The 13,003-nt window shown below is 34.5% G+C and carries 11 protein-coding genes and 2 pseudogenes; 4 read left to right on the forward strand and 9 right to left on the reverse strand.

Annotated features, from left to right (window positions below; translation table 11 throughout):
* Positions 1–75 precede the first annotated feature (75 nt).
* The 5 genes from FS802_RS25435 to FS802_RS25455 form a co-directional block, all read right to left on the reverse strand.
* Entirely contained in the window at positions 76–210 is a 135-nt protein-coding gene (locus tag FS802_RS25435) for a Phr family secreted Rap phosphatase inhibitor (RefSeq protein WP_000735069.1), read from the reverse strand.
* On the reverse strand, positions 207–1,319 hold the full coding sequence (locus FS802_RS25440; protein ID WP_000495318.1) for a response regulator aspartate phosphatase: 1,113 nt from the start codon (positions 1,317–1,319) through the stop codon (positions 207–209). Before FS802_RS25440 ends, FS802_RS25435 begins: the two co-directional genes overlap by 4 nt.
* A gap of 216 nt (positions 1,320–1,535) precedes the next feature.
* Positions 1,536–3,002, reverse strand: coding sequence for a protein adenylyltransferase SelO (locus tag FS802_RS25445; RefSeq protein WP_098655131.1), 1,467 nt, complete (start codon positions 3,000–3,002; stop codon positions 1,536–1,538).
* Between the two features lie 177 nt (positions 3,003–3,179).
* Complete coding sequence (locus FS802_RS25450) at positions 3,180–4,178, reverse strand: NADP-dependent oxidoreductase (RefSeq protein ID WP_098655132.1); 999 nt, start codon at positions 4,176–4,178, stop codon at positions 3,180–3,182.
* A gap of 18 nt (positions 4,179–4,196) precedes the next feature.
* On the reverse strand, positions 4,197–4,541 hold the full coding sequence (locus FS802_RS25455; protein WP_098655133.1) for an ArsR/SmtB family transcription factor: 345 nt from the start codon (positions 4,539–4,541) through the stop codon (positions 4,197–4,199).
* A 516-nt stretch (positions 4,542–5,057) separates the two neighbouring features.
* On the opposite strand from FS802_RS25455, the gene FS802_RS25460 reads away from it, so the two are divergent.
* Together FS802_RS25460 and FS802_RS25465 are read left to right on the forward strand one after the other, a co-directional pair.
* Entirely contained in the window at positions 5,058–6,677 is a 1,620-nt protein-coding gene (locus FS802_RS25460) for an FAD-dependent oxidoreductase (protein WP_141545889.1), read from the forward strand.
* Between the two features lie 381 nt (positions 6,678–7,058).
* On the forward strand, positions 7,059–8,003 hold the full coding sequence (locus tag FS802_RS25465; RefSeq protein ID WP_098655135.1) for a glycerophosphodiester phosphodiesterase: 945 nt from the start codon (positions 7,059–7,061) through the stop codon (positions 8,001–8,003).
* 43 nt (positions 8,004–8,046) lie between these two features.
* Here FS802_RS25465 and FS802_RS25470 read toward each other — a convergent pair.
* Positions 8,047–8,286, reverse strand: a pseudogene (locus FS802_RS25470) (YdcF family protein); the annotation flags it as partial.
* Positions 8,287–8,535: 249 nt separating this feature from the next.
* On the opposite strand from FS802_RS25470, the gene FS802_RS25475 reads away from it, so the two are divergent.
* Positions 8,536–9,648, forward strand: coding sequence for an RNA-guided endonuclease TnpB family protein (locus tag FS802_RS25475; RefSeq protein ID WP_144525554.1), 1,113 nt, complete (start codon positions 8,536–8,538; stop codon positions 9,646–9,648).
* A gap of 139 nt (positions 9,649–9,787) precedes the next feature.
* Here FS802_RS25475 and FS802_RS25480 read toward each other — a convergent pair.
* From FS802_RS25480 to FS802_RS25490, 3 genes and pseudogenes are all read right to left on the reverse strand, one after another.
* Positions 9,788–10,231, reverse strand: a pseudogene (locus FS802_RS25480) (YdcF family protein); the annotation flags it as partial.
* A gap of 93 nt (positions 10,232–10,324) precedes the next feature.
* A complete protein-coding gene (locus tag FS802_RS25485) occupies positions 10,325–10,834 on the reverse strand; it encodes a DUF3916 domain-containing protein (RefSeq protein WP_001208343.1) in 510 nt (169 codons plus the stop codon).
* A 2-nt stretch (positions 10,835–10,836) separates the two neighbouring features.
* A complete protein-coding gene (locus tag FS802_RS25490) occupies positions 10,837–11,679 on the reverse strand; it encodes a LysR family transcriptional regulator (RefSeq protein ID WP_098654202.1) in 843 nt (280 codons plus the stop codon).
* Between the two features lie 85 nt (positions 11,680–11,764).
* On the opposite strand from FS802_RS25490, the gene FS802_RS25495 reads away from it, so the two are divergent.
* A complete protein-coding gene (locus FS802_RS25495) occupies positions 11,765–12,997 on the forward strand; it encodes an MFS transporter (protein WP_141546044.1) in 1,233 nt (410 codons plus the stop codon).
* The last annotated feature ends 6 nt before the right edge of the window (positions 12,998–13,003 follow it).

Below are 13,003 nucleotides of genomic sequence, written 5' to 3' on the forward strand. Positions count from 1 at the left end.
AAAGTTTCAACGAATAAAAATGAAGTCATACGATAATGCATGACTTCATTTTTTTCGCGTGAAAAAATGTATAGATCAACCGCCTCCATCACCTACAGAAAGGCTTTGTATCTTAGTATTAGAATGATCCAACTTTGTTGGACTTGTTATACCAGTACTAAATGCTAGAATTGTAACGATCCCCATAAAACTTAAGAGTAATTTTTTCATTTTAATCCTCCTTTAGCATTTGCTTTTTTCTTTGCTTGTAATGCCATATAAAAATATTTACTTGCTTCAGAATGTTCGTTTTCATCATAGAATTTAATTGCCAATGTTTCATATTGTTCCTGAACATCTTCATATAATTCTTCGCGTTCGAAATATTTAATTCCTGCTAATGCTATTTTTTCAAATGTTTTAGCAGGTGAACTGTTATTTAGTTCTTGTAAAATCATAAAGCGATGTTGGAACTCCTCTTGTTTTAGTTCGTTACTAATACTTAATCCCCTTTTTATTAGCTCGTCTGCGACGCTAAGTTCCTTTAATTTGTAGTATTCTAAAGCGCTAGCAAAGATAGCTTTATAATGATTTGGGGATTTCTCGATAACTTCAGAGAGATAACGAATAGCTAATGCATTAAGATTTTGATTTGAATACATCCATCCTAAGTTATGTCGAACCATTAAAATGAATTTTTCTTCTCCTGTTTTTTGGAATTGATTCATTGCAGCTGTAAAGTGTTCTTCAGCAAGTTCCCATTCTTTTAAGTTTATACATGCTAAACCTAAAATGTTATCACAAAAAGCTACATTCACTTCATATCCTAGATGATTAGAAAACATATCTTTAGCTTTTGTTACTTCTTTGATGGCTTGAAGTGCTTGCTGATTATCATAGTAGGAATATCCTAGTTTATAGTAGAACTCTGCTTTTTCAATTTCATCTGGAATGTATTGAAGCAAAGCTTCAGCTTTATCATAATGTTCTCTCGCTAGTATATAGTTTCCAATTGCATCTGAGTGAATAGCTTTAAAGAAATGATAGTAATATGATAAGAAATTATTTGTTGGAATTTCAAACGACTCAATTTTATTAAAACTGTCTTTAGAGACGCCTAAGTTATCAATTAAATAATTATATCGGAAATTTAGTAAAGAATAATAGAGCAATAAGTTTTGATCAGGTATACCTTTTGGATAGTCGTTTTTTAAAATGTTGATTTTATTATCTATTTGTTCTTTAAAACGGTTTGCGCTATCAATGCGTCTTAAACGGATTTCTATGTACCATTCATTTAATAGTTGTGTGATTTGTTCACTTTTAGTGGATGTAAACATGAAGATTCCTCCTTTTTTAGAATATTCTTATAAATAATAATAACAAAAATAATAATACTAAAAAGCAAAACTTATATTTCTCAACATTTTTCACGAAGATAATCAATTAATATGATTGGAATAGTGATATATGTGTGGTTTGATTGGAGTACGATTTATGCCTATGTAAAAAATGTGCCTTCAATAATTGAAAGCACATTAAAAGAGATTAAACAATCAAGTCCCACAAAAAGTACGATAAGGACGATTCGTCGGTGCAGGTGGAATGCAGTATTCTTCTTGCTCTGTAGCATACGCATAAGGATTGGATAGAGCTTCAAGAAGTTTTTCCATTACGCTATAGTCGCCATTTGTGACAGCTGCTTCTAGTGCTTCTTCTACGCGATGGTTCCTTGGGATGATGGATGGGTTATTATTTTTCATCATTTCGTAGGCGTTTTCTTTCGATTCTTCTTGTCGTTCTAATCGAGATTGCCATAGTTTGTACCATTCTTTAAATTCTGGACTGTCAAATAGAGCTGTATTTTCGATCGTATCAAGAGTTAATGAACGGAATGTATTTGTGTAATCTGCTTTATGTTTCTCCATCATTTTTAAAAGTTGCTCAATAAGTGATTGATCTTGGTCCTCATTGCTAAATAGTCCTAATTTCTTTTTCATTCCAAGGAACCATTGGTTTTCATACTGTACGCTAAATTTTGAAATTTCGTCTTGAGCAATCTTGAGTGCTTCTTCTTCATCTTCATGTAGGATCGGTATTAAAGATTCAGCTAGTCGCGCAAGGTCCCATGCGGCCATATATGGCTGATTTCCATATGCGTAGCGACCTTGTGTATCAATCGAGCTAAATACTGTTTCTTGGTTATAACTATCCATAAATGCACAAGGGCCGTAATCAATTGTTTCTCCACTAATTGTTATATTGTCAGTGTTCATTACGCCATGGATAAATCCAACAAGTTGCCATTTAGCGATGAGATTTGCTTGTTTCTTTATAACTTCTTGTAGTAATGCAGTATATCGGTTTTCATGAGCTTCAATTTCTGGATAATGCCTTTTTATCGTATAGTCAGCTAGTGATTGAAGATCCTCGATAGAACCACGAGCTGCAGCATATTGAAATGTGCCGACACGTATATGACTGCTAGCGACTCTAGTTAAAATTGCTCCAGGTAACTTTGTTTCACGATATGTTTGTTCCCCAGTTGTAACAACTGCTAAACTGCGGGTAGTTGGAATATCGAGTGCATACATTGCTTCACTAATAATATACTCACGTAGCATCGGACCGAGTGCAGCACGACCATCACCACGGCGTGAATATGGAGTAGGGCCAGAACCTTTTAGCTGAATGTCAAAACGTTTACCTGAAGGAGTAATTTGTTCGCCAATTAAAAGGGCACGACCATCGCCTAACATATTAAAATGTCCGAACTGATGACCAGCATACGCTTGTGCTAATGGATGAGCTCCTTTTGGGAGAGCATTACCAGCGAAAATAGAAATTTCAACTTCTTTTTTCAATTCTTCAGGATTAAAGCCAAGAGATATTGCGAGTGAATGATTTAGTTTAACTAGCTCCGGTGAACTTACGGGAGTAGGGGGGATTTCTGTATAAAATGATTGTGGTAAAGTCGTATAACTATTATCTAAATTCCAACCAGCTTCATTATTTTTAGTCATTTTATCTCCTCCTTGTTTATTTTGTTATTATGTATTTGTACGTATGTATTCTTTGTAAAGTTAGCTAAAAGTATAATATGATATTTCCCCTTGCAATCTATTGTAAGCACTTCATTGCACTATGTCTATTTAACAGCAAATATAAAAACTCCATTTTTTAAAATGGAGTTTTTATGATTACTTAATTTTTACGATTATTTTTCCTTTTGCTCTCCCGGCCTCTGAATATTCCATTGCTTTTTGAGCATCTTCAAAAGGGAAAACTCGATCGATTACCGGTTTGATTTCACCAGCTTCAATATAGTTTGCGATAGTACGTAATTGATCGCCGCTTGGCTTCATAAATAAAAATGAATATTGCGCATTATGATTCTTTTCAAGTGCAGTAAGTTTTCTACTTGCTAATGAAAATAAGAATGTTTTAAAAAATCCGGAACCAAATTCTTTACCGAAACGAGCATTTGGCATTCCTGAAACGGAAACGATGTTGCCGCCGCTTTTTATAATATTGAATGATTTTTCGAGTGTTGTCCCGCCGATTGTATCAAATACTGCATCATAATCTTTTAGTATTTCTTCAAATTTTTCTGTTTTATAATTAATAATCTCATCTGCGCCAAGAGACTTTACTAAATTCGCACCAGCTTCACTTGCAGTCGTTGTAACGGTAGCGCCCATTATTTTTGCTAACTGAATTGCGAAAGTACCAACACCACCAGATCCAGCGTGAATTAAAATCTTTTGTCCTTTTTGTAAGTGCATGATGTCATGTAGTGCTTGATAGGATGTTAAGCCAACGAGAGGGATCGATGCTGCTTCTTCAAAACTTAAATTTTTAGGTTTTAAAGCTATATCATCCTCATGAATGGCTATATATTCCGCGAAAGTACCGATTTTATTTTTTCTTGGGCGTGCATATATTTCATCACCGACTTTAAAGTGAGTTACTTTTGATCCAACCTGCACGATGACACCGGAAAAGTCATTCCCAAGGATTAGGGGCATTTCATATTTAAGTAACATCTTCACTTTTCCATCGCGTATTTTAAAATCAATCGGGTTAATACTAGCTGCATGAATTTCTGCGAGCACTTCATACTCATTTATTTCAGGAGTAGGTACCTCTGCCATAAGCATTGGAAATTTCCCATATTTATCAATTATCATTGCTTTCATTTCTTATGCCTCCAAATTTCAATAAAAGTTGTGCAATAGCTTTTCAATATCTAATACAAGATTTTTTAATAAACTTAATTTTGTACGTATATCAATATAATAAAAGTTTTTTGTACCTTCTTTTCGCATTAAAATAATACCGGCTTCTCGTAAAATCCTTAGGTGATGTGATACCGCTGGTCGAGAAAGGTGTGTTTTTTTCGTAATTTCTCCTACACGTAATCCGGTTTGACATTCCGTTTCCATGAGAACGAACAAAATAGCTTGACGTGTTTCATCGCCAATTGCCAATAATACTTTTTGAGAATCAACAAAATCTTTTTTTATAACATTTAATTGTTCTTGTTTATTCATTTCAATCACTTTACCTCCTGGTAATTAGTCGAAAGGTTTAAGATGATGGACCATTACATCGATAAGGTAATGCTACATGATTGTTGTATGAGCTGCAATATTGGGAAAGAAAATCGAGACGAATGAAATTTTATGAGTTGAAAATGGTAGGGGGTAGAAAAGGATAGCATATTAAAATGGATGAAGTTTTAAAAATAAAAAATGATTTAATAATACGTTGTTTATAAATGATAGAGGGTAAGGGTTTTTAAAAAATAAGCGGTCGTAACCCCTTATAACTTTACAGGGTTACGACCGCTTATCATGTTTTTATTATTTTGGTGTTTACTAAAGTGAGGTGTTTCGTTTTACTCTTTCATACATGCATAATTTAAGCAGATTATAGATGTATGAAAAAGTAAAAGTAATTTGGGGCGTAATCTATCTATATGATAATTTAAAATGAAATATAAGTCTATATCTTTGTTGTTTTTTTGATTATATTTATATCACTGAGCTCAGAACAATGATGTGGAGGGTAAATTTATGAAATCGAATTACGTACCAGTTTTAATTGTTGGAGGAGGATTATCAGGGTTAGCGTCTGCGTTATTTCTTGCAAAACATAACGTTGATTATTTACTAGTTGAAAGGCACCCGTCTACTGCAAATCATCCAAAAGCAGGTGGAATCACTTTTCGTACGATGGAGTTATTTCGAGAATTAGGTTTAGAACAAAGAATTAGATTGGCCGGTAAAGCATTAGAAAATTGCCGAGGAAGAATAGCAGTTCATACAATAGCTGAGGCGAATAAGGAAGAATTGGCACAAATGAGGGCGACTCAGTATAGAAACGATGAAAAACTACTTCAAAAAATAGAAGAGATTAGTCCATCAAAACAAACGGCTTGTTATCAAATTATTTTAGAAGAGATGATGTTACAAAAAGCGAGAACATTAGGCGGAGACTTATCTTTTTATCATGAATTGGTTTCTTATGAACAAAATGAGCACGGAGTAATAGCGACGATTCGGAATCGTGAAACGGAAGAAGAAAGTATTATTCATTGTGACTATGTAATTGCAGCGGATGGAGCAAAAAGTAAAATACGTGAGCAGCTAGGGATAAGTACTGAGGGACGAGGTACAATCGGTGGCTATTATATAAATATTTATTTTGAAGCGGATTTAAGTGAGTTTATACAAGGAGATGCATTTGGTTTTACTATGGTACTTCATTCGGAAGTTCTTGGTGCACTTATACCGGTTGATAACGAAAGAAGATGGATTTACCATGTATCCTATGATCCGTTAAAAGGAGAGCGACCAGAGGATTTCACTATAGAACGTTGTAAACAAATCATTCAAACAGCAATTGGAAGTACAAAAATCGAGTCAGAAATAGTAAGTGTTTTACCGTGGGAAGCGACTGAAAGTACAGCCGTGAAATTTCAAGATAATCGAATCTTTTTAGTTGGTGATTCAGCACATATTATGCCGCCAACAGGAGGATTTGGTTCAAATACAGGCATACAAGATGCACATAATTTAGCTTGGAAATTAGCGGCTGTTATAAAAGGGAAAGCAAATCCAAAATTGTTAGAAACATATTATGAAGAGAGATATCCTGTTGCAAAATTAACGACGGAGTATGCGAGTAGTTTATTGTTCCGTGCTGCAAGTAGAGAGGAAGGCAGTTTGAATAATATGGATGGATTAGCTGTAACTGTTGGGTATCACTATTGTTCAGAGGCGATAGTAGATGACTCAGCTACTCCACATAGAATGGATATCGTAGAGTTGAACGGAAGACCTGGAACACGAGCACCACACTTTTGTGGAACGTATGATGGAAAAGAAATTTCTATACTTGATTTATTAGGAAATGATTTTGTGTTACTTATTGGAGCAGAAAATCACGCTTGGGCCGAGTGTGCACAAGATGTTTCATCTGAATTAGGAATAAATATAAAAGTGTATCGAGTAGGTTTAACCGGAGACTTTATTGCTCAAGAAAATGTTTTTCGTGAATTATATGGGATAGAGAATGAAGGAGTTGTACTAATTAGACCAGATGGATTTATTGGATGGCGTTCCAAAAAAGCGGTGGTAGATTCAGCTGTAATGCTGGAGGAGGTAATGAGTAATTTATTATGTGATTTTTAAGTAACTATGGGAGCATTGTCTTATATGCTCCACTGCACTGAAAAAATAATATTCACAAATTTTAATAGGTTTGGTATGATTAATTTCGACAAGTTAATCGAGGCCGGAGATATTTGAGATAAGCCATAGATTTATTTAGGGATACAGAAGTGTCCTCTAAATAAATTATGGCTTTTTTTTATTGGTGAACTGTAATCAATAGGAAGTTCCATGTGAATAGGAGGGATATAGAAAATAAATAGTATAGTAATAACATAGGGGAATTGTATTTGTAAGATTGGAATTTTCATATAAGCTTATAAAAATAATGAAAGTATATCTTCTATTTCGTGTAAATCTCATTAACTTGTTGAAATTTGCAACGTAGGAAGGGTTAGAAGGATGAGAAAAATTATTAGCGTGTTAGTTATTTTCTTTATGACGGGAAGTATCTATGCTGGGGGAGCTGTTCATGCAAAAGCAGAAGGGAAGCATGAATGGAATACGAATAAGTTTTTAAACATTGCACATCGCGGAGCAAGTGGACATGCACCTGAGCATACTTTTGCTTCTTATGATCTTGTGAAAAAAATGAAAGCGGATTATTTGGAGTTAGATATTCAGTTAACTAAGGATGGCCAGTTGATTGCAATGCATGATACAGCAGTTGACCGCACTACAAATGGTACAGGTGAAGTACGAGATAAAACATTAAGTGAAATAAAGAGCTTAGATGCAGGATCTTGGTTCAATAAAGCTTATCCAGAAAAGGCTAAGCAAGAGTATGCTGGGCAGAAAGTTCCGACTCTTGAAGAAATCTTCCAAAAGTACGGAAGAAGCATGAAGTATTACATTGAAACAAAATCACCAGATGTGTATCCAGGAATGGAAGAAAAATTGTTAGCGTTGTTAAATAAATATAATTTAGTAGGTCAAAACATGTCTTCTAGCCGTGTTATGATTCAATCATTTAGTAAAGATAGTTTAACAAAGATTCATAGTATGAATAAAAATATTCCGTTAGTTCAACTGCTTTGGTATTATCCAAATGAAAACAATGAGATTATTGAGTGGTCTGATATTACACATGAACCGAAAAGTGTAACGAATGATGATTTTCAAGAAATTAAAAAGTATGCAGTTGGTATTGGGCCAAACTTACGTAATGATAACGGAGAACTAATTATCGATGAGTCATATATGAAAATGGCTAGGAAAAATGGGCTGTTAATTCACCCGTATACAATTAATGAGAAACCAGATATGAGATTGTTAATTAAATGGGGGGCTACAGGCATGTTTACAAATTATCCTGATCGATTACATAGTGTGTTAAAAGAAAAATAAATAGGAGAAAAGGTATACCGACGTTTTGGTATACCTTTTTCTATTATGCTAGATTATAGTAGTAGGATACATATTCTTCTAAACCTTCAACCTCTTTTTCAGGTGGCTCAATACCTCCTTTTCTACCGTAGCAAATATTTCTCAAGTATTCTCCAAAAATTATAGAGCGACTCTTTTTATTTTCCATCCAATTATATCTATTAATGATAAACTCACCATCGAAACTTGTATCAAATGTATATGGGATATAAGTAATAGTATTAGGTAGGTGTTTTTTTAACATATTATCCGAAAGAAGTCTCCTTCCTCAGGCGTGTGAAAGACGATAGTCTAGCGGCAGGTGGGAGATGAATTTCGGTTTGGCGTAGCCAAACATTTGGTTTTCCTATTTATTTCGCCTCTGATATAATCAGTCTTATAAGAGGGGAATTTTGGTATAACAATGAAAGTAGATAATAATCATGTAGTGTTCAGGTTGTGTGATCACCGTCATAGCTTATGGAAAATGAAGCGGAAAATGAGGTGAATGGATATGCCAAAGCAGAATAAGGCGTATAAATTTCGTCTGTATCCAACAGAAGAACAAGCACATCTCATACGAAAAACATTCGGGTGTGTACGTTTTGTGTATAACAAAATGCTGGCTGAACGAATAGAAGTATATGAAAAATATAAAGAGGACAAGGAAGAACTAAAGAAAGAAAAATTCCCTACTCCTGCAAAATATAAGACAGCGTATGAATGGTTGAAAGAAGTTGATTCATTGGCATTGGCCAACGCGCAATTAAACTTGCAAACTGCGTATAAGAATTTTTTTAGTGGTCAAAGTGATTTTCCTACATTCAAAAGTAAAAAGAGTAGAAAATCCTATACAACGAATCGAGTAAACGGAAATATTATGTTATTTCATGGTTATATCAAATTACCAAAGTTGAAAATGGTAAAACTGAAGCAACATAGGGAAATCCCGCCAAAACATATCATCAAATCGTGTACGATTTCGATGACACCTACTGGTAAATACTATGTGTCCATCTTGACTGAATATGAAAAAGAGATTGTACAAAAAGAAGTACAAAGTGTAGTTGGATTAGACTTCACAATGGCTGAATTGTACGTGAGTAGCGAAGATGAGAAAGCCAATTATCCTCGCTTTTATCGTCAGATGTTAGAGAAATTAGCGAAGGCACAACGAGTATTAGCAAGACGTGTGAAAGGTTCAGAGCGCTGGAATAAACAACGCATTCGTGTAGCGAAATTGCATGAAAAGGTCGCCAATCAACGTAAAAATTTTCTTCATCACAAGTCTAAAGAATTAGCTGCGAATTTTGATGTTGTAGCAATCGAAGACTTACATATGAAAGGAATGTCACGAGCATTTAGATTTGGTAAGAGTGTAGCGGATAATGGTTGGGGGATGTTCACGACATTTTTAGCATATAAGCTACAAGAACAAGGAAAACAGTTTGTAAAAATAGATAAATGGTTTCCTTCTACAAAGATGTGTAGTAATTGTGGAAATAAAAAAGAAATGCCATTATGTGAACGCACGTATGCGTGTTCGTGTGGACTCACAATCAGTCGTGACTATAACGCAGCGGTCAATATCAAAAAAGAAGCAATCCGCTTATTAGCGTTCGCATAAATAGTAACAAAATAACCTTTGGAACAAGGGAGTTAGCTCGGCTGTCCTAGGACAAATTCGTTAGCTATCAAAAGTAGCGATGAACCGAGAAACCCTCACTTCAAGTAAGCTCGTAAGAGGTACTAAGTGGTGGGTAGTTCACTACTCTATATTGCCGACCAGTTCCTGAATTTTTACATACAAAGAGTAACCGATTAATCTTTGTAAAATCAAAAATCTTTTTCGCTTCCATTACATTAGCGATAGAATGGAGGGAGTTTGTCTCGAATAGGATAGCGTCTTTTGGTATACCATGTTCAATTAATTTATGTACAATTACTTCTGCTTCTGACAAATCCCCGTAATTCCAGCTCGGATGTTTCATGCCATGCAAACTAGTACCGCCTGTAACGATAATTTGGTTTCCTAAACCTTGTTGATAAGCTTTTAGAGGAGCTTGCCAATTGCCAGGATGAGAACCGCCAAAAACGAAAATTGCCTCACATTTTTGTGGTTTTATTTCTTTTAGAAAAGTGATTTCTGTAATTTGATCAATTTGTTTTTTCGTAAGAGTAGGGACATCAGGATATTTAGGGATTACCATGTAAAAACCTCCTATATAGTAAAATGATAAATTCATTATATGGCGATTTTGTTAGGTGAAAAAAGGGAAGCTTTTCATTTGAAAGTTCCTCTTTTAAGATAACTCTCCAATAAACCAAATCTCTTTTTCATCAATTGCATCCTCATCATAAATGACTTCTTGAAAGTGCAACATTTGGGCAGTAGGCCAAATTGAAATTTCCCATGTCTTCCAAAAATCAGATTCATTTGAAAGAGGAATCCATTTTTGAAATTCACTATTTCTATTAAAGAAATTATGAAAGTACCCCTCATTTTTAAATATAATGATTTGCGAATCCCATAAACCTTCTATAGAAATCAAAACAACAACTCGATATGTATTTGTATCGATTGGTTTCATTTTTATTAAATGCTTTGCTTGATTTAATAGAGTTTGTATACATAATCGTTTTACTTTTCTAGGCGTTTTACACGAATCGATAAAAGCTTGGGAAACTGGTAAAGGCATATACCAATATTCATCGTTATAGAAAGCAGAAGGGAACGTTTTTGTATGTTCTTCAATTCGCTGTATCATCGTGTTTGTTTTACGCTTCATCCCACGTATTTTCTTTTCACGCATTGTTAAATCATCTCCATAAATTTTTGTAATGCAGCTGAGCGAAATATATCGTTCCTAGTAATAAAAGTAGTAGGAACTTTTTTGAATTTATTTGGTAAAGGATTGAATGATAAGTTATGTTCATGCCCCTTTAAAATTGATTTCATCATAATCGCTACGCCCATATTTGACTTTACACAGGCGAGTATTGCTTCGATTGTTCCGAATTCTAAAACTCGTTTAGGCGAGATGTCTTCTTCTTGAAGCCAGTCTTCTAATAAACTTCTATAATAGCAACCGCGACTAAAAGCGAGTAAATTCATATCTTCTATGTCTGTAAGAGAGGATAAAGGTGTTTTACTAATAAGAACTAATTCTTCTTCACGAAATACACTTGTATGAAGTTCAGCATGCTGAGTAGCTCCAGCTATAAACGCTCCGTCTAGTTTTCGTTCTAATACTAGCCTAATTAGTTGTTCGGTCGTATTTGTTTCTAAAATCAATTCGACTTTTGGGTATTTCTCATAGTAGGCCGTTAATATAGAGGGAAGCCTTACCGCAGTTGTAGATTCTGTACATCCAATTTTCAACGTGCCTTTTGGCTCAGTGCCATTACTTTGAACCGCTTTTATAGATTGATCCATTAAGTGGATAATTTGTTTGGCGTATGTTAATAAAATCTCACCGTTAGAAGTTAAAGTTACACCTTTTCCGTTACGGTAAAATAAAGGCATACCTAATTCATTTTCTAGTTGTTTCATACGCATTGTTACGCCTGATTGTACATAGTTTAAATTTTTAGCTGCGTGAGAAATATTATTTTCCTTCGCAACTTCGTAAAATACAGTTAAATCTTTTATGTCCACGTATTATCCCTCCGAAAAGGTATCAATTTTTTTGATGGATTATATGATGAATCTTTATTTTATATGATATCAGAACTTTCATACAATGGAAGGGGGTGGAGGGATGATTGTGTTAATCGAAGAAAGGATGAAAAATACTTATAAGTGGATGATGTTAATTGTTGCGACGATTGCTCAAACAACAGCGACGCTTATAGCGTATGGTGTTGGAGTTTTGGCATTATTTTGGAAAGAAGAATATGCGCTTACGAATATGGAGAGTGGTTTGTTAATAAGTGTTGTAAATGTTGGACCGTTATTTTGTATGCTATTTGTTGGGCGGCTACTTGATCAATATAATGAAAAGTTGTTAATTTCTATAAGTTCATTTTTGCTAGGAGGTTCGCTTTTACTAACTAATATAGTAAATGGATTTAATGGGCTGTTATATATACTTTTATTAGTAGGAATGTTTTATAGTGTTTCCCAGCCAGGAGGAAGTAAAGTGATTTTGAAATGGTTTCCAAAAGAAAATCGTGGGTTAGCGATGGGAATACGGCAAGCTGGTATACCGATTGGTGGTGCGTTAGCGGGAGTGTTAATCCCATTTCTTACAATACAATATAATGTGACTTATGCGATAAATAGTATGGCATGCATTTGTATAATTGGGGGATTATTATTTTTTGTGTTTTATAACGAGCCATATGTTCAGGAGGAAGCAAGGAAAGGGCATTTTAAGATTTCTTTTTGGACGCAGCTAAAAGTAGTGATATGCAAAAAAGAGTTATATCCAATTTATATTACGGGTATTTGCATGATTTCATTACAAATGGTGCTAGTTGGACACTTCATGAAATTTTTAGTAAGGGAACAATCCATTACATCTATTGTAGCTGGAACAGTATTTTCAGTTATGTTCTTTTCTGGAATGATTGGCCGTGTTGCATTAGCAGCTATTAGTGATGTGTTTTATAAGGGAAATCGGAGTACTCCATTATTTATAGCTGTCTGTGCTTCTATCGGTTTGATTCTATTGTTAGTAATGAGCATACATACAGTAACAAGTGGAGTATTGTATGGTGTAAGTGTATTGTTAGGTTTCTTTTCAATTGGTTGGTTTAGTCTTTTTATCGTCGAAGTTGCTGAATTGGCAAGTGAAGAATGTGTTGGAATAACAGTTAGTTTGGCGCTGACATTAAATCAAATTGCTATTATTGTTGCACCTGTTTTATTTGGTTATATTGTCGATGAGAAAGGGTATACGTGTGCGTGGTTGTGTATAGTGGTATTATTAAGTATTTCGGCAGTGAGTTTATATAGTAAAAGCAAAAAATAAAAGAAA

Source organism: Bacillus sp. DE0042, from assembly GCF_007680225.1.
GTDB classification, from domain to species: Bacteria; Bacillota; Bacilli; order Bacillales; family Bacillaceae_G; genus Bacillus_A; species Bacillus_A wiedmannii.

Excerpts from the sequence above, each read along its gene's own strand:
- FS802_RS25435 (WP_000735069.1), bottom strand. The coding sequence starts at position 210 with ATGAAAAAATTACTCTTAAGTTTTATGGGGATCGTTACAATTCTAGCA.
- FS802_RS25440 (WP_000495318.1), bottom strand. The coding sequence starts at position 1,319 with ATGTTTACATCCACTAAAAGTGAACAAATCACACAACTATTAAATGAA.
- FS802_RS25445 (WP_098655131.1), bottom strand. The coding sequence starts at position 3,002 with ATGACTAAAAATAATGAAGCTGGTTGGAATTTAGATAATAGTTATACG.
- FS802_RS25450 (WP_098655132.1), bottom strand. The coding sequence starts at position 4,178 with ATGAAAGCAATGATAATTGATAAATATGGGAAATTTCCAATGCTTATG.
- FS802_RS25460 (WP_141545889.1), top strand. The coding sequence starts at position 5,058 with ATGAAATCGAATTACGTACCAGTTTTAATTGTTGGAGGAGGATTATCA.
- FS802_RS25465 (WP_098655135.1), top strand. The coding sequence starts at position 7,059 with ATGAGAAAAATTATTAGCGTGTTAGTTATTTTCTTTATGACGGGAAGT.
- FS802_RS25475 (WP_144525554.1), top strand. The coding sequence starts at position 8,536 with ATGCCAAAGCAGAATAAGGCGTATAAATTTCGTCTGTATCCAACAGAA.
- FS802_RS25485 (WP_001208343.1), bottom strand. The coding sequence starts at position 10,834 with ATGCGTGAAAAGAAAATACGTGGGATGAAGCGTAAAACAAACACGATG.
- FS802_RS25495 (WP_141546044.1), top strand. The coding sequence starts at position 11,765 with ATGGAAGGGGGTGGAGGGATGATTGTGTTAATCGAAGAAAGGATGAAA.